Origin of the sequence: Pseudoalteromonas sp. P1-25, from assembly GCF_001401805.1 — a bacterium.
Classification (GTDB): domain Bacteria; phylum Pseudomonadota; class Gammaproteobacteria; order Enterobacterales; family Alteromonadaceae; genus Pseudoalteromonas.
Genome location: NZ_LKDW01000025.1, coordinates 50,856 through 71,858, shown reverse-complemented (window position 1 = coordinate 71,858; position 21,003 = coordinate 50,856). Strand labels below are relative to the sequence as shown.

Annotated in this window: 18 protein-coding genes and 2 tRNA genes; 7 read left to right on the top strand and 13 right to left on the bottom strand. The window is 40.2% G+C overall.

The window, feature by feature from the left end:
• Nucleotides 1-167: 167 nt before the first annotated feature.
• From AN393_RS14780 to lepB, 3 genes are all read left to right on the top strand, one after another.
• Nucleotides 168-1,130: a zinc-binding dehydrogenase gene (locus AN393_RS14780; protein WP_055018504.1), complete on the top strand. Its 963-nt coding sequence runs from the start codon at nt 168-170 to the stop codon at nt 1,128-1,130.
• Nucleotides 1,131-1,191: 61 nt separating this feature from the next.
• Complete coding sequence (locus AN393_RS14775) at nt 1,192-1,446, top strand: DUF2999 family protein (protein ID WP_004586776.1); 255 nt, start codon at nt 1,192-1,194, stop codon at nt 1,444-1,446.
• Nucleotides 1,447-1,585: 139 nt separating this feature from the next.
• Complete coding sequence (gene lepB, locus AN393_RS14770) at nt 1,586-2,236, top strand: signal peptidase I (protein ID WP_055018503.1); 651 nt, start codon at nt 1,586-1,588, stop codon at nt 2,234-2,236.
• A 32-nt stretch (nt 2,237-2,268) separates the two neighbouring features.
• Here lepB and AN393_RS14765 read toward each other — a convergent pair whose 3' ends face one another.
• The 6 genes from AN393_RS14765 to AN393_RS14735 all read right to left on the bottom strand — a co-directional run bounded on the left by AN393_RS14765 (nt 2,269) and on the right by AN393_RS14735 (nt 11,019).
• A complete protein-coding gene (locus tag AN393_RS14765) occupies nt 2,269-3,522 on the bottom strand; it encodes a nitrate regulatory protein (RefSeq protein WP_055018502.1) in 1,254 nt (417 codons plus the stop codon).
• A 269-nt stretch (nt 3,523-3,791) separates the two neighbouring features.
• Complete coding sequence (gene cobA, locus AN393_RS14755) at nt 3,792-4,658, bottom strand: uroporphyrinogen-III C-methyltransferase (RefSeq protein ID WP_055018500.1); 867 nt, start codon at nt 4,656-4,658, stop codon at nt 3,792-3,794.
• Between the two features lie 10 nt (nt 4,659-4,668).
• Nucleotides 4,669-5,022: a nitrite reductase small subunit NirD gene (gene nirD, locus AN393_RS14750; RefSeq protein WP_024033472.1), complete on the bottom strand. Its 354-nt coding sequence runs from the start codon at nt 5,020-5,022 to the stop codon at nt 4,669-4,671.
• Nucleotides 5,009-7,585 (bottom strand): nitrite reductase large subunit NirB, encoded by a 2,577-nt coding sequence (nirB, locus tag AN393_RS14745; protein WP_055018499.1) that lies wholly within the window; start codon nt 7,583-7,585, stop codon nt 5,009-5,011. The genes nirD and nirB overlap by 14 nt, the downstream gene beginning before the upstream one ends.
• A 417-nt stretch (nt 7,586-8,002) precedes the next feature.
• Nucleotides 8,003-8,659, bottom strand: a complete 657-nt coding sequence (locus AN393_RS14740) for a carbonic anhydrase (RefSeq protein WP_055014361.1) — start codon at nt 8,657-8,659, stop codon at nt 8,003-8,005.
• A 287-nt stretch (nt 8,660-8,946) separates the two neighbouring features.
• Complete coding sequence (locus AN393_RS14735; RefSeq protein ID WP_055014360.1) at nt 8,947-11,019, bottom strand: TonB-dependent receptor domain-containing protein; 2,073 nt, start codon at nt 11,017-11,019, stop codon at nt 8,947-8,949.
• Nucleotides 11,020-11,214: 195 nt separating this feature from the next.
• Here AN393_RS14735 and AN393_RS14730 point away from each other — a divergent pair, with 195 nt between their 5' ends.
• Nucleotides 11,215-12,132, top strand: coding sequence for a LysR family transcriptional regulator (locus tag AN393_RS14730; RefSeq protein WP_004586768.1), 918 nt, complete (start codon nt 11,215-11,217; stop codon nt 12,130-12,132).
• Nucleotides 12,133-12,555: 423 nt separating this feature from the next.
• Entirely contained in the window at nt 12,556-13,503 is a 948-nt protein-coding gene (locus AN393_RS14725) for a siderophore ABC transporter substrate-binding protein (RefSeq protein WP_055018498.1), read from the top strand.
• A gap of 30 nt (nt 13,504-13,533) precedes the next feature.
• Here the strand turns inward: AN393_RS14725 and AN393_RS14720 are convergent, their stop codons facing one another.
• The 5 genes from AN393_RS14720 to AN393_RS14700 form a co-directional block, all read right to left on the bottom strand.
• Nucleotides 13,534-15,183 (bottom strand): diguanylate cyclase, encoded by a 1,650-nt coding sequence (locus tag AN393_RS14720; RefSeq protein WP_152968287.1) that lies wholly within the window; start codon nt 15,181-15,183, stop codon nt 13,534-13,536.
• Nucleotides 15,184-15,479: 296 nt separating this feature from the next.
• A tRNA-Val gene (locus AN393_RS14715) sits at nt 15,480-15,556 on the bottom strand.
• Between the two features lie 45 nt (nt 15,557-15,601).
• A tRNA-Val gene (locus tag AN393_RS14710) sits at nt 15,602-15,678 on the bottom strand.
• 114 nt (nt 15,679-15,792) lie between these two features.
• Complete coding sequence (locus tag AN393_RS14705; protein WP_055018497.1) at nt 15,793-16,839, bottom strand: DUF3080 family protein; 1,047 nt, start codon at nt 16,837-16,839, stop codon at nt 15,793-15,795.
• Nucleotides 16,832-18,181 carry an MATE family efflux transporter gene (locus tag AN393_RS14700; RefSeq protein ID WP_055018496.1) on the bottom strand — a complete coding sequence of 450 codons (1,350 nt, stop codon included), beginning with the start codon at nt 18,179-18,181 and terminating at the stop codon, nt 16,832-16,834. The genes AN393_RS14705 and AN393_RS14700 overlap by 8 nt, the downstream gene beginning before the upstream one ends.
• A gap of 128 nt (nt 18,182-18,309) precedes the next feature.
• Between AN393_RS14700 and AN393_RS14695 the strand changes: the two genes are divergently transcribed.
• Complete coding sequence (locus AN393_RS14695) at nt 18,310-18,936, top strand: riboflavin synthase (RefSeq protein ID WP_055014324.1); 627 nt, start codon at nt 18,310-18,312, stop codon at nt 18,934-18,936.
• On the opposite strand, the gene AN393_RS14690 is transcribed toward AN393_RS14695, so the two are convergent.
• Together AN393_RS14690 and AN393_RS14685 are read right to left on the bottom strand one after the other, a co-directional pair.
• Nucleotides 18,933-19,136, bottom strand: coding sequence for a CPXCG motif-containing cysteine-rich protein (locus AN393_RS14690; protein WP_055014323.1), 204 nt, complete (start codon nt 19,134-19,136; stop codon nt 18,933-18,935). The two genes, AN393_RS14695 and AN393_RS14690, sit on opposite strands and share 4 nt — an antisense overlap.
• Nucleotides 19,137-19,331: 195 nt before the next feature.
• Nucleotides 19,332-20,195, bottom strand: coding sequence for a fructosamine kinase family protein (locus tag AN393_RS14685; protein ID WP_055014322.1), 864 nt, complete (start codon nt 20,193-20,195; stop codon nt 19,332-19,334).
• A gap of 109 nt (nt 20,196-20,304) precedes the next feature.
• Here AN393_RS14685 and AN393_RS14680 point away from each other — a divergent pair, with 109 nt between their 5' ends.
• The gene (locus AN393_RS14680) at nt 20,305-20,997 is read left to right on the top strand and encodes a hypothetical protein (protein ID WP_055014321.1); all 693 of its coding nucleotides are present in this window, start codon (nt 20,305-20,307) and stop codon (nt 20,995-20,997) included.
• Nucleotides 20,998-21,003: the final 6 nt, after the last annotated feature.

The window sequence follows — 21,003 nt, the reverse complement described above, 5'->3', positions numbered from 1 at the left end:
ATGGATGTAGGTAAGGGGCGTGAGCAGGACGCGGAAGCTTTGCTCGGTTTTTACTTAGCCCACTAGGTTACAAACCTCGCGCCGCGATTAAATGGCCCCTAGATTGAACAAATTTTAATCCTGAAAGGTTAACAGGCCCTAATTAAAAAGTTAAATACGGAGCATTAATGAAATATATTTCTCATGAGGATGGCACCCTAGCATTTAGTGAAACCGATAAACCGGTTTTAAAAAGTCACGAAGTGCTAGTAAAAGTATCTGCTATAGGTGTAAATCGCGCTGATTGCATGCAGCGCCAAGGTAAATATCCAGCGCCAGCTGGGGATAGCCCCATTTTAGGTTTAGAGTGTGCAGGCACAGTGGTTGAGCTTGGCAGTGAAGTGGATAAAAGCTGGCTTCATAAACGTATTTTTAGCTTGTGCGCAGGCGGGGCTTACAGCGAGTACGTAGCTATAGATGCCAAACAATTAATGGCATTACCTGATGAGCTAACCATGGTAGAAGGTGCTGCCATTAGCGAAGTATACCTAACAGCATTTGGCGCCCTTTTTGAACTTGGTAAATTACAACAAAGCCAAACAGCGCTTATTCATGCAGGGGCAAGTGGAGTAGGTGGGGCGGCTATTCAAATGGCTAAAAGTGCAGGTGCAACGGTGGTGATTACTGCCGGCTCAGATGAAAAATGCCAACATGCAAAAGCGCTTGGCGCCGATCATGCCATTAACTACAAAACAACTGACTTTGTAGAATATATGCAAGCAAATGAGCTTTCAGCAAATGTAATTATAGATCCTGTTTCGGGCAGTTATTTAAATAAAAATGCGGCTATTGCCGCCATGGATTGCCAAATTATTATGCTTGCTTTTTTAGATGGGCGTTTTGCTGAGGTTGATTTTGCAGCGTTGTTACGCAAACGTACTTCGTTTCATGCCTCAACACTTAGAAACCGGAGCATTGAGTTTAAACGCCAATTACGCGATGATTTAGTCGCGCGTTTTTACAATGATATTGCAACTAGAAAGTACGAGTTTAACGTGTATAAAACACTACCGTGGAGCGATGCAAGCGAAGCGCACGCAATATTAGAGCGTAATGAAAATGCAGGTAAAGTGGTACTACTGGTAGAGTAACTCTTTAATTTTAGGGTTTAGCCCATATACTAAGCCCTATAAAAAACACATAAGGTTAATAATGAATCCAATACTAGCAATACTTAAAGAGCACAACGTAAGCGACGAAAAAGTAAAAGCACTATTCGAAGCCTTTACGCAAAACCCAATGATGGCTATGGCACTAGTGCAAGAGCTTGGTATCCCACCTGAAAAACTACAGCAATTAATGGCGGTGGTAATGACTCAACCGCATTTAATTAAAGAGGCTACCGACGAGCTAGGCTTAGACTTTGAAAAGGTAAAAGAAGCGAAAGATAAGCTAAACCAGCAATAAGCCCTACAAGTTACTCATTACCAAGGCATAAGCCTTGGTAATCTTGCCTTAAGTTCCACACACTTTTTGTTACATTGTTCATGGAACTGCTTGGTATTAAGCGAGTCATACCAGTACTTATGATAGGTAGGGACTAGGTATGAAGGCACTTTATAAATTTTGGAAAAATAACCGTTCGTTAATTTTATTTATTGCGCTTATGAGCGTGTTTAGAAGCGCGGTTGCCGATTGGTATGAAGTACCGACAGGCTCGATGAAACCCACTATTTTAGAAGGCGATAGAATATTAACTGATAAAATGGCCTACGATATTCGCATTCCGTTTACGCATATACCTTTAGTAAAATTAGCCGACCCAAAAACAGGCGATATTATTGTATTTGATTCACAAGCTGCAGAAAATCGGTTAATTAAACGCGTAATTGGTGTACCTGGCGATACTGTTGCGCTTTACAATAACGAGCTTGTCATTAATGGCGTTAAAGTTAATTACAATAATTTGCAAAGCAATATTGATTCTTTAGATAAAATAGAAGACTTAAATGGTCATAAGCACACGATTCGTGTTGCGCATACGCCTTCGCAGCTATCGGGTTTTAATGAAATAACCATTCCAGATGATTATTATTTAGCAATGGGTGATAACCGCGACCACAGTGCTGACTCGCGTGTTATTGGTTTAATTCCTCGCAGCGAACTACTTGGCAAAGCAGAGCGCATTATTGTGTCGCTTGATTACGACGATTATTACTTACCGCGTAAAAACCGCTTTTTAAAACCCTTACTTTAAGGCGGTTTTGGGCGCTAACCACACGCCCGATTTTAATCGCTTAGCTCTACAATTTTTTGTGCAATATTATAAAGCGAGCAGTGCGAGTTCATTGCTTGCTGTTGTAATTTTTTATGAGCTTGCTCTTCGCTAAGGCTTAACTGTTCAATTAAAATATACTTTGCTTGATGTATTATTTTTTGTTCTGTTATTACTCGTTTAGCATCAACTAAAGCCTGATTTATTTGCTTAATATGCTGGCTTTGCTCCATGATTAAGTCGTACATACTTTTATTACTATTGAGTTTATTGGCGGCGGTATTTTGAGGTGTGCTTTGCTTAAACGCGAGTTGGCCATCAGTAATTGGCATGTATTGCTCTTCAAGGCTGCTTATAACCTGTTTGTTTGAATTTAAAGTTCGCTGTGCCTGAGCTATTTGCATAGCTGCAGAGTCAATAAGGTAGTCACTGAGGTTTTGCTCAATCTTATGCATAATATCTATGCGCGTTGTTGTCACCTCGTACCACACTTCACTAAGTTGAGAGAGCGGCTGCGCGTTTTCGTCATCTAAATTTTGTAAAAGCCCCCTCAGCTGATCTACCTGTTTATTGACGGGGTGATCAGTTAAAGATCGGTAGCATTTTAATACATGGTCGTCGGCGTACTCGTTAAAAAACGTAAAGCTGTGGTGCTGTTGTTGAACAAAATGCGCAAGCTGTTGTTTTTGCTCTACAGTAAACTTACTTGATGCAAACGCTTGCGCGCCACATGCACGTTCTTGCCCAGCATATTCTTTACCTTGCATAAAGTTAAAGTAGGCAACAAGCAAGCGAGTAACGCGCGGGTCGCTTGCGCCATCGGCGGCTTCTAAAATAATATTAAGTAAATACGATATAAGCTGTGTGTATGATTGCGTAGCATGCACAGGACTCACTTTTTGATTTGCTATTTGCACTCTAAGGTTTGGTAGCGCATCTAACGATTGCAAACTATGGGTAATTAAATTGTATAAACGGGTGTGGCCTGTGTCGGCGTTATCGGTAATAAAAGTCGTTTTTATTGACTGGTAAAACAGTGTTTGCGTTTGTTCTGTTAAGCTAATCTGTTGCTTTAGCTGCGAAGTAAAACGCTTGCGGTTTGAGGCGAGATAAATATTGCTCATGCCGCGCTCTTTTTGTAACTGATGTATAAAATCGCCCAGTTTAGTAAGTGATGCACAGCTTTTTTGAAGCTGTTTTAAGGCATGAATCTCTTGGTATTTTGCTGCTAATAAAAACTGTTTTGTGAGAGGATTGCTCGATAACATAGGACTTATTCCGCACTTTTTTGTTTTTAAAGTGCAACCACTGTTCCAAACATTTAAAAATGCATTGATTGAATTTAAAACTAAATTAAAACAGTCTCTTAAAGCCATTGTTTTTATGTATTTGCCTATTAACTGTTGTGTATTTAATACAGTAATAAACCTTTTTGGTGCAAAATTTGTGATTTATGCACCCCATTGCGTCCTTTGTAAAATAAGAAAAAAAAGTGTTTACTCTGTAAACTACACAGAGCAAACACCAGAGGGGGAATTTATACCTCGCTATACTTAAGCAGCTCTGGGCTAACAGCCATTTTATGATTTATTACCTCGCCTATCATAATGAGCGTAGGGCCTGTTAATGTATGAACTGCACCTTCACTGACAATATGCTCAAGCGTGCTGGTTATTATCTTTTGTTTATTCGTTGTCGCATTTTCTATTAGTGCGATAGGGGTTGTTTTAGGCCAGCCAACTGATAGCAAGCCCGCGCTTAATGCGCTTAATCGTGCTAATCCCATATAGACAACTAATGTAGGATTATTGGCGTTTTGCACATAGCTGTAATTGTGCCAATTAGGGAGTTTATTAGGATCGGCAAATTGTGCCGTTAAAAACGTAACACTTCGGGCTACATCGCGGGCGGTAAGGGGGATACCGGTATACGCTGAGGCAGCACAGGCTGTGGTAACGCCAGGTATAATAGCAAAATTAATATTATGCTCTGTTAGGGCGCTCGCCTCTTCATTGATGCGCGCAAAAATACTCGGATCACCCCCTTTTAAACGAACAACTTTACACCCTTGTTGTGCATATTTTACTAATAGGGCACTTATGGTAGCTTGGGGCATAGAATGTTTACCAGCGCGTTTACCTACATATACACGCTGTGCATGTTTAGGTATGGTATTTAAAAGCGCTTCGCTTACTAAGCTGTCGTACAATACCACGTCGGCTGCTGCAATATGGCGCTGCGCTTTAACCGTTATAAGCTCAGCATCGCCCGGGCCTGCTCCTATTAAATACACGTGGCCGCTTTTTGGGTGTTCAGCTTTGTGCTTTGTATTTTGAGTTAGCTTATTAACAAATTTGTTTAGCCATGGGCTTTCAATACCTGAAAAATATGAAAGAACACTCATTTTATGCTCCTCATGCTAATGCTGTAATGGCTTTTGGCTCAGCACTAACAAAGACATTGCCATTGTCTATTTTGGCTTCAAATACGGGGAGCTGTATTGCCTCTGCTTCTAGGCATTCGCCAGTATTTAAACAAAAATGTTGCTTATACAAAGGGGAGGCCACTACTAATTTGCCATCAATAGAGCCAATAATACCGCGCGATAGTACATTGGCTTTGCCTATCGGGTCGTAGTTGCTAATGGCTAACACAGGCTCACTATTTTGTGGAACATAAAATATGGCCACTTGCTGGTTGTTTACTAATGCGCATACGCCACTATTAGCAACTAGGTCATCGGTTGTTCCAATTTTATGCCAATACATCAGCTTGCTCCTGCTCAATTTCCATTACGGGGATACGGTTTGTTGAATTTTGTTGGTTACGTTTTTCAGACTCAGTAGCAGGGCGAATTTGGTTGCGCTCTTGTACAAATAAAATATTGCTATCGGCATCTGGGCTATTAATAAATTGGCGGAACCGTTTTGAGGCCTCAGGACTTTCGACTGCTTTTTTCCATTCGCAGGCATAAGTTTTAGTTATAAACGTCATTTGCGTTTCAAGTTCGTGGCAAATACCTAAGCTGTCGTCTATTACTACGCTTTTTAAATAATCTAACCCGCCCTCTAAATTTTCCAACCACACTGAGGTGCGCTGTAGCTTATCGGCGGTTTTAATGTAAAACATGAGCACACGGTCAATGTATTTAATGAGTGTGTCGGTATCTAAATCGGTCGCAAATAAATCAGCATGGCGTGGGCGCATACCGCCATTACCACACACGTATAAGTTCCAGCCATTTTCGGTCGCTATTACGCCTATATCTTTGCTTTGTGCCTCAGCACATTCGCGAGTACAGCCGGAAACGGCCATTTTAATTTTATGCGGTGCGCGTAATCCTTTGTAGCGGTCTTCAATCGCTATTGCGTGGCCAACACTGTCTTGTACACCATAGCGACACCACGTACTGCCAACACACGATTTAACCGTTCTGAGCGATTTACCATACGCATGGCCTGTTTCAAAACCTGCGGCTATAAGTCTTTCCCAAATAATAGGGAGCTCTTCAAGGCGTGCACCAAATAAATCAATACGCTGCCCACCGGTGACTTTACAATACAGATTAAAGTCTTTGGCCACTTGGCCAATAACAATGAGTTTGTCGGGGGTAATTTCACCACCAGCAATACGAGGCACTACTGAGTAGGAGCCATCTTTTTGCATATTAGCTAGGTAAGTGTCGTTAGTGTCTTGCAGGCCAACATGAGCAGGCTCTAAAATAAAGTCGTTCCATGTTGAGGCTAAAATAGAAGCCACTGCGGGTTTACATATTTCACAGCCGTGATGACCGCTGCCATGCTTAGTGAGTAAATCATCAAAGGTTTTAATGCTTTCTACTTTTACTATATGCAGTAGCTCTTGGCGTGAATAAGCAAAATGCTCACACACATGGTTATTTACTTCAACGCCACGGCTTTCAAGCTCACTGTCGACTACCGATTTTAATAACGCGGTACAGCCGCCACAGCCACTGGCGGCTTTGGTGCACGCTTTAACTGCAGATAAATCGCATGAGCCGCTATCAATGGCACCCACTATATCGCCTTTACTTACATTGTGGCATGAACAAATGGTGGCGGTATCGGGCAGGGCATTCCCAGCTAAAACAGGTGCGCCTTCGCTGTCAGGTAAAATGAGGCACTCAGGGTGTGCGGGTAATTCCATGTCGTTTAACATGTACTGCAACAGTGTGTCGTAATCGCTAGTATCGCCAACAAGTACTGCGCCTAATAACTTATTGCCGGCCTCATTTAAAATAATTTTTTTATAACAATCACGAATAGGATCTTGATAAATGAGCACTTTGCAATCGGGGGTTTTAGCGTGCGCATCGCCAATAGAACCTACCTCTACACCAAGGAGCTTTAATTTTGTGCTCATATCGGCGCCTAAAAACTCAAGGTTGCCGCCTGTGAGTTGACTTGCTGCAACGCGGGCCATGTTGTAGCCAGGTGCTACTAAACCAAAAAGTTTTTTATCCCAAAGGGCGCACTCACCAATGGCATAAATATCAGGGTCTGATGTTTGGCATTGGTTATTAATTACAATACCGCCGCGCTCTCCTAGTTCTAGCTCGGCTACTTTACCTAGCTCATCGTAAGGGCGAATACCGGCCGAGAACAAAATTAAGTCGGTTTCTAAAAACGTGCTATCTGAAAAATTTAGTCTGTAACGGCTTGTTTCGCCTTTTACTATTTCGCTGGTGACCTTAGCGGTATGCACGCTCACGCCCAGCTTTTCTATTTTATTTTTTAACAGCGTGCCACCTTGAGAGTCGAGTTGGACTGCCATAAGTTGCGGTGCAAATTCAACAACATGTGTATCAAGTCCAAGTTGCTTAATTGCATTGGCCGCTTCAAGTCCTAATAAACCGCCACCTATCACTACGCCACTTTTACTTTGAGCGGCGCTTGCTTTTATTTGCTCTAAATCCTCTAGGGTACGGTAAACCAAGCAATGGGGTTGGTCATTCCCTTTAATAGGCGGTACAAACGGGTATGACCCTGTTGCTAAAATAAGCTTATCGTAACTAAACGTATCACCAGTTTGAGTGTTAACTACTTTGTTTGTTTTATCTATTTCATTAACCCACTGATTAGTATGTACATTTATATTTAACTGCTGGTAATTATCAAAGGTGGTGAGGGCTAAATCGGCGGCTGTTTTACCATCAAATACGCTGGATAAGTAAACACGGTCATATGCTAAATTTGCTTCCCCGCACAGTACGGTAATGTGTGCATTAGCGTCGCTTTGGCGCATTTGCTCTACAAAATGGTGCCCAACCATCCCATTACCAATAATGAGTATTTTTGTTGGTGTTTGCATTGGTATCCCCTCAATGACGGTTTAATTTAAAACAAAAAAGCCCGCCACAGATACAAGTTAATGTAACTGCGAGCGGGCTTCTTTGCCTGTGGTCATAACAACCTAAATGTGTGTCGTTTTAATAACGAACAGTATGGTTATCTTGTAAGCAAAAATACGACCAATTTTATAAGTGTTTGTTTTTTAAGAGCTACACTGCTTTTGAATGGTTTTATTTACACATATTTGAGTGGTTTTGGTGCGGTGCTAGCACTATAGAAGTGCAAATAAAGAGGTTACGACGTGCTAAGTAGTCAAAAAAGTGCATTTTGTGCTGTTAACTAATAACGGGGGAGACGTTTAGGGTATGAATAAAAAAATACGCCTAATGTTATTTTGAGATAAAAAACACTAGGCGTATTAATACTGTAAAGCGGCTTACTTACTTTGCTTTGCCAGGGTTTCTACATCGGTATCTTCAACAGGTTTAAAGCTGCCTGTTGCTTCATCGTAGGTTTTAATTTCTGCAGATTCAATATCATATACCCAGCCGTGTAGCTTAATTTGACCAGTTGCAATTTTTGCAGCCACAGCAGGGTGTGTTTTTATATGCTGTAACTGTTGTACTACGTTCTCTTCGATTACCAAGCCTAGGTGGTCGTTATTATTTAGCTCTGCGCAACCGCATTTTTCTTTTACAACTTCTGTTGCTACGCGGCTGTGACCAAGCCACTCTTTTACGTGCGGCAAGCTTGATAACCCCTCAGTATTTATAGCGCCTTTCATTGCTCCACAGTCTGAGTGTCCACAAATAATAATGTGTGATACGCCCAGCGCTGCCACTGCAAATTCAATTGAGGCAGTCATGCCACCGGTTTGATTACTGTGCGGCGGGATAATATTGCCCGCGTTACGGCAAATAAATAATTCACCGGGTTCGGTTTGAGTTACTAAGTTAGGGTCGATACGTGAGTCGGCACAGGTGATAAATAACACTTCTGGGTTTTGACCATTGGCTAGTTTTTGAAACGCTGCTTTTTTTGATGGGTAAACTTCTTTTTGAAACTTAGCCACGCCCGAAATAATATGTTCCATGTACAACTCCTAATTGGGGTAATTTAATCGTATTACTTATAGCTTTATTCGCCAGACAAATTAGCGCCAGTATAACTTTGTTCTTATTTTTTTTGTACTGTTTAGCCGTTTAATAAATTTCATGTAATTTAATTAAATGCTGCATAAGGGGCGGTAGGTTATCAAAGCCATTAATGGCAAGTTTTATAATGAATCAACGTGGATAGGGATTTGTAAGGTTATTTAAATAAATTGGCAAAATAGGGAAGATAGGAGCGTGTTAAACGCCCCTATTAAATTAGAGTGTATTAAAAGTCATAGTTAAAGCTTAGAGTAAGCCTTCTACCATCTAATACAACGCCATAAGTCTCGTTGGTAACTACACGGTCTGTTACGTTATATAAGCCAGCCATGAGTTTTAAGTCATCAGTAATCCAATAACGAGCACCTATATCCATCATGGTGTAACCCGGAGTGCCATCACTTAGGCTGGTACGACTTAAGTAGTCGGTTGTTTCGCCACGATAATTTACACGGCTCCATAAATTTACAGTATCACTGGCATCCCAATTTAAGCTAATGTTAGCCATTTGCTTTGGTATTTTATTTAAAGGCTCGCCTGCAAAGTCACCTGTTTTTTGCTCAGAATCAGTGTAAGAATAGTCGCCTTTAACACGTAAACTTTGGTTAATACGGTAGCTTATCGTTGCTTCTAACCCTTGCATCTGCGCTTTTGAGATATTTTTTTGCGTACTTAAAAACTGATAGGTATTGCCGCTGAATTCACATTGGTAGTTTTCAAAGTCATTCCTATCAATATTTTCGCTAACACAGTATCTATCTTCTGCAATTTTATCATCAAAGTTTGTCTGATAAAGCGTTAAGCTAGTGGATAGACCTACTTTGGGGTCGTTATAAATAAAACCTACTTCGTAGTTTACGCTGGTTTCAGGCTCTAGATCAGGATTACCTATGATCAAGGCACGTGAAATTGATGTCCCATCTGCAGATAAATTAGGCGACCCGCCGCCACCAGTACCGCGTCCAAAGCCAGCTGTGGCTTGAGAGAGTGAAGGTTGCGTATACCCGGTAGAAACACCGCCCTTAATAGTAAAATTATTAGTGGTATGCCAGTTGGCATACAGGCGGGGTGACCAATGCGAGCCAAATTGTTCATCGTTATCGTATCTTAAGCCTGTTGTTATGGCTAAGTCGTCAATAAAGTTCCACTCAACCTCTGTGAATAAAGCACCAATCCACCGATCTACCGTGTCACTTGCAATAGCAACATTAGCATCAAGTAAACCGTTGGTTTCATCAACGAGCTCTTCTGTTTTATAGCGTGCGCCAACAGTATAAATGTGCTTATCGCCTGCGTAAGTTGCCGAACTATTTAGCGTGATCACTTCTTCTTTTTTATCTTCATTTTGAACACGTTCCGATAAGTCTTGCTGAAGATACGTATTTGTAGTTAGCTTGCCATAATTACCATTATGAGTAACTACATACATTTGCTTCTCATATTCGTATTGAGACCCTTCGGCATCAGCCGCAATAGACTCACCTGGCGTATGCTTAAAATCAATGTTTGATGTATTGTAAGCTAAGCTCATTCGGTTTTTAGCATTTACAGCCCAATTAAATTTTACACCTAATTGCGTTGTATCCGAATCAGGGCGGCTTGCAGCAGAGTCTCCACCGCCTGAATAACCACTTTCATCGGTATGCTGTAAAGACCCTGTAAGCTCAACGCCTAATACGTCTTTTATTAAAGCGCCGCCCAGATAAAAGTCACTATTGTACTCATCATTACTTACATCATTCATCGATGAGGTATAACTGGCCGCCAAACTGCCTGACCAGTGTTGAGGGGCTGCACGGGTAATAATATTAATTACACCCCCCATTGCCTCTGAGCCATAAAGCGATGACATAGGGCCGCGAATAACTTCTACACGCTCAATCATTGCAAGCGGTGGAATACCAATTTGTTTGCCTCCATCGGCACCGTTGGTATTGACAGAGCGACCCGCTGAAATAGGGCGGCCATCAACAAGGTATAGGGTGTACTGATCATCCATACCACGAATACTAATATCTTGCATATTACCGCCACCACTGACGTATACGCCGGGTATATCGCGAACAGCATCCACCACAGTGGTATAAGACTGTTTACGTAACTCTTCTTGTAATATGACCGAGATAGAAGCAGGGGCGTCTATAATTTTTTGTTGGTAACCGGTTGCTGTTACAACCATTGTTTCCATTTCGTTGTTATTTTCTGTGGCCGAAGCTCCCATGGCTAAAGGGACAAAAATAGCCAAAGGCAACTTTTTACAGGTCAATGGTGCTTGCTTAAACAATGAGCGGTTGCACATTAAAATGTTCTCCTTTACGTGTAGACCTTTATTTATAAAGTGCAAATGATAATTCTTATTGTTATCATGTAAAGAAAATTGAATGGAACAATGTGTTGCAAAAGCCGCAACACATTGCACTCGTTTGTTTATGACAAACAGGTTTAACTGTAGGTATAAGCCTGTTTTTTATTTCAAACGTTGCAGGAGGTTATAGTGTTACAGTTTAAAGAATTACATAGTTTTGTGTCTGTTGTTAGTTCGGGCAGTTTATCAAGTTCTGCAAAAACGCTTCAGTTATCTAAATCAACTCTTAGCCGACACCTAAAAAATTTAGAGCAAGATACAGGTTATACTTTATTAAAAAGAATGCCTAAAAGCTTAGTCCCTACGGAGGCAGGGCTGCGCTTTTATAGTTATTGCGAGCAAATACTTCGCATTGCTAATGAGGCCAAACATGAACTAGCTACACTCGATGAAAAGATACAAGGCGAGGTGGTTGTGTATGTTGATAATGGTTTATTAAGAGGTTGGCTAGGCGATGTGGTTGCTCAGTTTTTAACGCGCTTTCCTGATGTGAGCGTGACTTTAAAAACAGATATAAAGGCAAATTCAAATCAGTGGCGAGATCATATTTTACTTTGTATGGGCTCTCTCCCAGAGACCAGCCAACGCCAAGAAAAACTCTGCATGTTATGGCAAGGAGTATTTGGTAGTAAAGAGTATTTTAGCCGTAACGGCTACCCACAATCACCGGAAGATTTGATAAACACACAATGGCTTCAATTACTTGGGAATAAAAGCGAGCAGCTAGTGATGACTGATCAGCGTGGGACAACATTAAGTGTGCCGGTACCTTCATCACGTATTCAGTCTGATCAGCTCGTGTTACAGGGGGATGCAATAAGCCATGGGCATGGGCTGGGTTTATTACCACTGTGGCAAGCCAGCATGCGGCTCAATGCTCACCCTGGGTGTTTTGAGCGTTGTTTAAACGACTGGGTAGCGGATCCACTGCCTATTTGGCTATGTTACCCATTTGGTAAATTAGCGAAAAAGCAACGCGCCTTTATAGATCATATTAAAGGTAATTTACCTAAAGCCTGGAACACTGAAATATGCCAAAGTATGTAATAGTAATTAGAGTATGTTGAGCTTTTAAGTTAACTTCTCATCAGTCTGTTTGGTATTTAGGCAAAGTCGAGCCTATCTCGTTATTCCCTATAAATAGGCGCTAACGTCGTATTAACGCCAAACAGCCGCTGCCCAAAGGGTCTCCCTGGGGACTATTTACTCTTAGTAATTCGGCTTTTGCTTAATCCATCATGTTACAAAAATCGCACTGTGATTAAATAGCCCCTAGTTTAAACAAATTTTAGTCCGCAAAGATCAACAGACCCTCACAAACGCGAAGAAGTGTCTTAGTGTTCTAGAAACTGCAACGCAAAAAACCGCTTTTATACCCAATAAAACAAATACGACTCATTATCATTTTTGGGTGTGCGTGATAGCATGGCCTACCAATTACCTATACTTACACAAAAGGAAATAGTAATAATGTACGGTCAATTTTTAAATATACTTATAATTTTAGTGTTCGGCTTTTATTCAGTGGCAAGTTTTGCCAACTACCCTTTAACAATAGAGCATGCAGGAAAGAAGCCTGTTGTTATAAAACAAAAACCTAAAAAAGTGGTTGTTTTTGATTTAGGTGTACTCGATACCATAACAGCGCTTGATGTTGAAGTAACCGCTGTAGCTAAGGGCGTGTTCCCAGATTATTTGGCAGGTTATAACACCTCTGATAAAGCAATAGCGGGTAGTTTATTTAAACCCGACTATGCAAAGCTCAAAGATATAAAACCTGACCTTATTATTGTGGGTGGCCGAAGCCGTAAGGCCCTTGATAAATTATCGGGTATTGCGCCAACTATTGATTTAACCGTTAATGCCGATAGCTTTGTGCCTAGCGTTAAAAGAAATGTTTTATTACTGGGCAGTATTTTTGATAAAAAACAACAAGCAAAGTCACTGTGGGAAAAGCTAAACAGTAAAATCCTAACTTTGCAGGCTAAAGCAAAAAGTAAAGGTGCGGGGCTAGTTTTATTTACCGTAAAAGATGTGTTTATTGCACATTTACCTGGCGATAGGTTTGGTATGGTGTATGACCTGTTAGGTATTCCAAGCGTTGGTAAAATTAATAAACAAACCGACAGTAAAGCAAATAAAAAGCAAACTAAAGCACAAAAAGCCAAACATGCTGCAACCCTTACAAAAGCATACATAGAAAAAAAACCTGATTGGTTATTTATACTCGACAGAGGGCTAGCAACCGCAGAACAAAGTAATATTAAGCAAGCATTAACTAGTTCACCTTTTATAAAAAATTCCAACGCTTGGCAAAAAAATCATGTTTATTATCTAAATCCAACACAATGGTACGTAGTTACTGGTGGATACACGAGTGTACTTAACACGGTTAATGATCTAAATACACTATGGTAAGTAACAAGCCTAAAAGTGCACACTATTAACTCAGCATACTTTGAGTTTATGGGCTGATTTTAAGTTATACATACGCTGATCCGCTAAGGTTAAACACTCGGTATGGTTTTGGCATTCATCGCTTGATGCTATGCCATAACTAATACCTGATTGCGGCCATTGACGCTGTATAGTGTTATGTAATGCTTTGAGCTTTTGGGTGAGCGTGGTTTTAAGCTGGGGGAGGTGTGATTTGTTTTTGACTTTACATAACCAAATAAATTCATCGCCCCCGGTTCTAAATACAGTGCCGTCTTGCGCTAAATGGTGTGTCATTAATTTTGCTGCATTAATTAAAAACGCATCCCCTTTGGCGTGCCCAAGCCCATCGTTTATTTTTTTTATTCCATCACAATCTATAAACACAATGATGTAAGCACTATGTGCAAGTTTAACCAGCTCATCATCTAATAATAATCGGTTGCCAACTTGGGTTAGAGGGTCAAAGCGAGATTCATACAATAAGGTATTAAACGCTTGATGCTTTAACTTCAGCCACTCAGATAAAGATAATAATATACACACGCAATCTATTGCTAAAGCGATCAGCACAAAGATTTCTGCTGATGTTGCATTTATTAAATTAAAATGAAACGCAACGTAGACTACTAATGAGAGGCTATAGAGCACATTGCCAAATAAAAAGTACTTGGCTCTAAAATCGTTCAGGCTAAGCATAGCAAACCCGGTAGTTAAACTAAGCGTAACCCATATTGCTGCTAAAAAATGCGCGGTATAAAACACCACATAAAAGGGCATTAATAGACTGCAAACGCCACATACAAAGGCAGTAATAGAGAAGTATTTTAATGCGCGTGTCAGCTTGTTTGTTTTTTCTTTATAAAAGTTAAATAGGTAGTAGGTAAATGCGCCAGCGCAACTCACAGCAAAGGCGAATAAATACATACCTAAGTAATGTTTATTAAAAGTGGGACTGGCGTAAACTGCATTGACAGCACCTGAGGCAAACGCCCAACCAAAGCCATGTAAACCAACATAGCCAGCACAAAATAAGGCCACTTTTTGTTTTACATTTAAAAACATTACCAAGGCCAATATTGCTAAAGTAAGCATGACTGAAATAGCAATAAGGCTTATTGAGTTTATATAAAATTGATGATGTAAAAATGCACCCTCATCTAAAATAGTCAGATCAACTGGGGTAGGGTAATGTTTGGCTTCTAAATATATCCACAAATAGCCCTTGCTTGGTTCAAAAAAGGGCAGTTTAAATGCCTGACCATGCATTAAAATGGCCTGTTGGTTTACATGAGTCTGCGAAAAATCAGCAAGCTTAACTATATCCCCCTGTTCGGTTTGCCAAAAGGCTAGGCCAACATCGATAAAATTGGCCTGAGGAAGCACATACCAATCACCAGTGGCGGGGCTATTTAGTGCCACTTTTGTCACTACAGCGCCACTTTTACCGAGCAGAGTGCTTATTTCAGAACTGTTTTTATATGATGTAATGACTTGTTGAGCAGAAGGTGTGGTATTAAATGCTGTGACAGGACGCCACAGGTCATCATCTTTTAGCGTAATTTTATCAGTATTTAGTGGGTATGCATGTACTAGCGGGCTAAACAAAATGCAAAAGAACAACACTGTTAATTTACCAATCCGCACCATACCTAAACTCACTTAAAAAAACCGCTAAGTGATTATAATCAAACTCTTAATAAATAGTATATAAATCAATCAAAATTAGTACCCTAAAGTAACTGGTTTATTTGGCATTAAAGAGCAAGCTGCATTAATTCATACGCAATACGGCGACATATATATTTAAACAATTTTATACTTACTGTAAGTATTTTTTCGAAGGGGGAGTAGTTTTGGTGCCATCGTTCTCGGTGTGGGTTACAGAGAATAAGTAGTGCTAACCAAATGAGCTACAGTCGTAAAAATATATATTTATTCAAAAGGAAGAATAGTTTTGGTACGACTGAGTGGATTCGAACCACCGACCTCTACCATGTCAAGGTAGCGCTCTAACCAACTGAGCTACAGTCGTATAAATAATAACTTAATTATATTTATTCATAGGGAAGAATAAATTTGGTACGACCGAGTGGATTCGAACCACCGACCTCTACCATGTCAAGGTAGCGCTCTAACCAACTGAGCTACGGTCGTATTACCTAATTAAGATGCGGTGAATATAATTTACCAGCGGCCGCTAATATATAGCGTGGTGAGTGGTGAATCAAGCAAGTTTGTTGCTTTTAGGTTTATTTGCCGTTTTTTTATTCATATTGGGCTGATTTCACACGTTTTATAAAAGTTTTGCCACCAGGTTACGTGTTTTTTGGCTGAGCCTTTAAGCTGGTTTAATAGATTATTTTGCGAATTCTGCGCTATCAAAATGTTTATTTGGCTATTTGTTATGGGTTCGTCAAGCCAAAGTTGGCTATACAGAGGTAATAGTGTTTCAAGGTAGCCTGCTAAATTAGCCTGATAAGGCTGTATTTCTTTGAGGTAAAACTTTTGGAAGACGTTGCTAACTATTGTCGCTACTTTTTTATTTTTTCCTGCTGGGCATATCTCATCAATTGATTGCGACTGAATAAATTGCGTTGCTGAATTATTAAATGCTATTTGCAAACGCGCAGAGTAAATAAGTAATTGGTTAAAACGGTACTTGTTAAGCTGCTCTAACGCGTTAAATATGTCTGCGGAGTTGATTTTTAAATAGTGTTTATTGAGTATGTGGCGCTTTAACTGTACAAGCTTCTGCATGGCCGCTACGGTGTCGCTATACCCAGCCGGCGCCACAGCAAGCTCTGCGCTGCTAGCTTGCCACGTGTTTTTAAGCTCTAATTCGTTATACAGCATTAAATTAAAGTAGTGGTTTAGTGTTTGCTCTTTTTGCGCTTTTGCATTTAATAGGGTTTTGTAAATGTTTGAGTCAGGCTTAAGTGTGCTTAAGCACTGCTGCGCATTTTGCACAAACTCTATTTGATACTTTAAAACACTGGCATAGCCTGCCGTTTTGCCTAGCTGATTATTATGCTCGCTAATAAGTAAGCTGAGTTTACAATGGCCTAGACTGGCAAGTTCGACCAAGCTGATAGTGCTGCCTTTAGTAAGCGTATTTGGGGGTAATAGCGGGCTAATTGGAGCAGGCTTACTTAAGCTTGGGGCCTGGATTTCAAGGGTATTACTTAAGCGTTCTGTGTATGTTTGATACGTGGTGCTGGGCGCTTTTGAACACCCAGCAAGCACGGCGCAACACACAGCTAATAAATAGCTTAACCATGTTTTGCTAGATAATAATGTAAGGGGTTTTTTATACAAATGGCGCCTGCTTTAATCGCTTATTAACGGTGAACATAAGCCACACAGCAGCAACGGTTAAACCAAAAATAATACCTATCCAAAAACCGTGCGGCCCCATGGCGGGCACAATTAAATCTGTTCTTCCTAATACGTAACCTAAAGCAAAACCGATTAACCAGTACGATATAAACGTTATATACGATATAGGCTGAGTATGCTTTAAACCCCTTAATATGCCATTGGCAGCGACTTGCAGTGCATCAGGAATTTGATAAATACAGGCTAAAATCATAATAGAGCTAGCTAAGGCAATAACAGCTGGGCTGTCGGTGTATAGTTGGCTTATTAAATTGCGGCCAATAAAGGTTATAAATGCTAAAAACAACGCTATAGCAATGGCTAATATGTAGCTGGTCGATATGGCAGTTTTTAATTGGCTTAAATGGTTTTGACCAAATAAATTACCAATACGAATACTAATGGCGATAGATAAGCTCAGTGGCATCATAAATAATAATGCAGTTACGCTTCCTGCAATTTGATGGCCCGACACTGCAACAGCACCTAAGTGTGCAATAAACAAAGGTATGCACGCAAATAGCGTAATTTCAAAGAAGGTGGCCAACGAAATGGGTATACCTAATTTGGTAATAATGCCAATGGTTTTAATATTGGGCTTTTCAAAATTTGCCAGCAGGGCTTTTGCATCTATTTTTTTACTAAACTGGCAATAGGTTACTTGTGCAGCAGCCATTACCGTTAGCACCAATGCTGTAGCAATGCCACACCCCGCACCGCCTAAAGCTGGTAAGCCAAATAAACCATTTATAAAAATATAGTTAGCCGGAATGTTAACGCCAAGGCCCAGCAAGCTGATATAAAAAGCCGGTTTTGTCATCCCCATGCCTTCGGTCATATTGCGATAAACGGTAAAAATTAAAAAACCAAAGGCGCCCCATTTCACAAAATGAATATAGTCATGCGCAAGGCTTGCAATAGCGGGGGTTGTATCGAGTTTTAAAATAACAATATCGGCTAGGTTGGCGATACCAAAACCAATTGTGCTTAAAATTGCGGTTAAATACAGTGCTTGCTGAAAATAATGGCTAATGCCTTTTTTATCATTAGCACCTGCAAATTGGGCAATAATCCCAGTTAACGCGAGCAAAATACCTTGCAGCGCTAGTAATAACGGGTTCCATATACCGGTTGCAATCGATAGTGCAGCTAAATCTGTGGGGCTTACTTGGCCTGCCATAATAGTGTCGACCACCGACATTAAAACGAGTGTTACTTGTGCTAAAAATACAGGTACGGCAAGGGTAATTAAACGTTTGGCTTCCCAGCTACTAAAGGTCATAAAAACAGCTATTTGATAAAACAGGGCGCAATTGTAATCGATTGTGTTTCAAATAAAAATCACTGTAGTGAATGATTTTACCCGTTGATACGTTAAACTAGCACTTTGTAATAATTTTAAGTGATTTTATGTTTACAGGAATCGTTCAAACTCAAGCCACTGTTGTATCTACCACACACACTGAAGGGGTTTTACGCTTGGTTGTATCGGTAGGTGATGAATACGTTAAACACCTTGATTTAGGGGCCAGTATTGCAATTAATGGCTGTTGCCTAACAGTGGTTAAAGTAGAATTAAGTAACCATGATGTAGTGGCACAAGTGCACTTTGATGTAATCGATGAAACATTATTACTTACCAATTTAGGCAAGCTTGCAGTAGGTAGTTTAGTCAATTACGAGCGTTCAGTCACTTTTGGTACTGAACTAGGTGGCCATATTGTATCTGGGCACATTCACTGTACTGCCCAAATCAAGCAAATAGTCAAAGAGCAAAACAACTGTAAAATTCAGTTAAGCCTACCGTCTAAATGGCAAAAGTATGTTTTATACAAAGGCTTTGTAGCAATAAATGGCGCAAGTTTAACCGTGGGCGAAATTGACGAGCAGGGGTTTTGGTTACACTTGATCCCCGAAACGCTGGCCATTACAAATTTAGGTAACGCACAAGAGGGTGATGAACTAAATATAGAAGTTGATCAACAAACTTATACCATTGTTAACACGGTAGAAAATTACTTACGCCACCAGGGCTAAAAAATTTGCTCATCGTCGCTGTCTATGTGTAACTCTAATTTTTTATGAGCATGGTCTATATGCATATTTAAATGAATAGGGTTACAACAGGCACTGCATTCTTCAATGTAGTCTTGATCTCCCATGCTTGCGTCGATATCTAGGTGTATGTGGTTGCCACAGTGAGGGCAGGTGATACGTTGTGATAAAAAATCTTTCATAATCACTCCAATAGTACCAAGGTAAGAATTAACTTGTTGATACGCATTAATTAAGTTGTGCGGTTATCCTAGCAACAACTTGATGGCTCAAAACTGAACTAAACAACAAGGTATTGAGCCTTAATTACATCCTTTTAACTATAGTGCTGAAGCGACGTTTATGACAGTAACTTTACGCCTTAGAGGCATTATTATTTAAAGCGATAGCAGCGTATCAATATGTTGCTTAGCTTGAGTAAGGTAATGCCCTGCAAAAATATTTGCGTGATTTAAAATAGGGTAAAGCTGGTATATCGCTTTACGCTTATTATAGTTATCGCTTAGTGGGTATTGCGCGTTATAGGCGTTATAAAAATCATCTGGTAAGGGGGCAAATAGCTCACTCATTGCGATATCGACCTCGCGGTCACCGTAATAGCATGCTGGGTTAAACAAGGTGGGTACATTTTTAATAAAACCCATATTTCCACGCCAAAAATCACCATGTACTAAAGAGGGCTGAACTACATGGCTATGTAGTTGCTCTTTTACCAAGTTAATTAATAGCTCAGGCTCTACAAGCTCAATACCTTTCTCGGCTAATAGTTGAAGTTGCCAGCCTATACGCTCTTCTGCGTAAAATAAATCCCACTTTTTATGCCATTGGTTTGGTTGCACGGTTGTGGCTAGGTAGTTATCTTCGTCAAATCCAAACATTGCTTGGTCGTGCTTTTGATGCAGCATAGCCAGTTGCTTACCCATATCGTGCCAATGAGTGTGGGGCTGTTTATCAAGTAGTAACCACTCAAGTACAATAAACGAAAATTCAATATTAGCACCTGTTACAATGCAGTCAGGCACCATAAAAACACTATTTTGTGTAAGCTGTTTAAGCCCAATCGCTTCGCTTTCTAGACGATCTAGCTCGTTTTTAAGGGCTATTTTAACCAGGTAATTGTGCTTACCATCAGTTAATTGATAGAGTTTATCGGTATTTGTACTTTGCAGCTGGCGTTTGTAAGTATGTTTAAAGTCATAATGAATGGCTTGGCTAATGTGCTCGTTTACTGTTTTCCACATATCAATTGCTCGCCTTTTAAACAGATACTTAAACTATGGCAAAAAAGTATTAATTAAACAAACTAATCGTTGTAAAATTAACGATATAAAAAATGCTAATGGAGTAACAATGAACAAAAGTTTTATCACCAATTTGCTTGCGGTTTTGTGTGTCGTGATAGGCTACTTTTTTAACCAGGCCATTGTATTATCGGTGGGGTTATTTGCGCTATCTGGTGCTGTCACAAACTTATTGGCTGTTCATATGTTATTTGAAAAGGTCCCTTTGTTATATGGCTCGGGCGTTATTGCTCTAAAATTTGAAAGTTTTAAAGTGGCTATTCGTAATTTAATTTTGACTGAGTTTTTCTCAGAGCAAAAAATTAATAATCTACTTAACAAAGCACAACCTAATATCGACTTTGAAGGCATTATTACTAAGGTTGATTTAAACCCTGCGTTCGACAACCTACTGCACGTGATAGAGCAATCACAGTTTGGTAGCATGCTAGGTATGTTTGGCGGCACAGAGGCAATAGAGCCAATGCGAGAAAAGTTTATTGAAAAAATGCAGCTATCACTTGCGCAAATTAGCCAAACAGACGATTTTAAAGCGCTAGTAAACGATACGTTGTCGCAAGGCAATAGCGCACAAAGCTTACATGCTACGGTACTTAAATTAGTTGATGAGCGTTTAAATGAACTCACCCCTAAAATGGTTAAAGACATTATTCAAACGATGATACGTGAGCATTTAGGTTGGCTAGTTGTGTGGGGCGGTGTGTTTGGCGGTTTATTTGGCTTAATTGCGGCCATTATTTAATAAACT

Excerpts from the sequence above, each read along its gene's own strand:
- AN393_RS14690 (WP_055014323.1), bottom strand. The coding sequence starts at position 19,136 with ATGAAAGATTTTTTATCACAACGTATCACCTGCCCTCACTGTGGCAAC.
- nirB (WP_055018499.1), bottom strand. The coding sequence starts at position 7,585 with ATGCAAACACCAACAAAAATACTCATTATTGGTAATGGGATGGTTGGG.
- AN393_RS14725 (WP_055018498.1), top strand. The coding sequence starts at position 12,556 with ATGTACGGTCAATTTTTAAATATACTTATAATTTTAGTGTTCGGCTTT.
- AN393_RS14685 (WP_055014322.1), bottom strand. The coding sequence starts at position 20,195 with ATGTGGAAAACAGTAAACGAGCACATTAGCCAAGCCATTCATTATGAC.
- AN393_RS14780 (WP_055018504.1), top strand. The coding sequence starts at position 168 with ATGAAATATATTTCTCATGAGGATGGCACCCTAGCATTTAGTGAAACC.
- AN393_RS14680 (WP_055014321.1), top strand. The coding sequence starts at position 20,305 with ATGAACAAAAGTTTTATCACCAATTTGCTTGCGGTTTTGTGTGTCGTG.
- AN393_RS14765 (WP_055018502.1), bottom strand. The coding sequence starts at position 3,522 with ATGTTATCGAGCAATCCTCTCACAAAACAGTTTTTATTAGCAGCAAAA.
- nirD (WP_024033472.1), bottom strand. The coding sequence starts at position 5,022 with ATGTATTGGCATAAAATTGGAACAACCGATGACCTAGTTGCTAATAGT.
- AN393_RS14740 (WP_055014361.1), bottom strand. The coding sequence starts at position 8,659 with ATGGAACATATTATTTCGGGCGTGGCTAAGTTTCAAAAAGAAGTTTAC.
- cobA (WP_055018500.1), bottom strand. The coding sequence starts at position 4,658 with ATGAGTGTTCTTTCATATTTTTCAGGTATTGAAAGCCCATGGCTAAAC.
- AN393_RS14735 (WP_055014360.1), bottom strand. The coding sequence starts at position 11,019 with ATGTGCAACCGCTCATTGTTTAAGCAAGCACCATTGACCTGTAAAAAG.
- lepB (WP_055018503.1), top strand. The coding sequence starts at position 1,586 with ATGAAGGCACTTTATAAATTTTGGAAAAATAACCGTTCGTTAATTTTA.
- AN393_RS14700 (WP_055018496.1), bottom strand. The coding sequence starts at position 18,181 with ATGACCTTTAGTAGCTGGGAAGCCAAACGTTTAATTACCCTTGCCGTA.
- AN393_RS14695 (WP_055014324.1), top strand. The coding sequence starts at position 18,310 with ATGTTTACAGGAATCGTTCAAACTCAAGCCACTGTTGTATCTACCACA.
- AN393_RS14775 (WP_004586776.1), top strand. The coding sequence starts at position 1,192 with ATGAATCCAATACTAGCAATACTTAAAGAGCACAACGTAAGCGACGAA.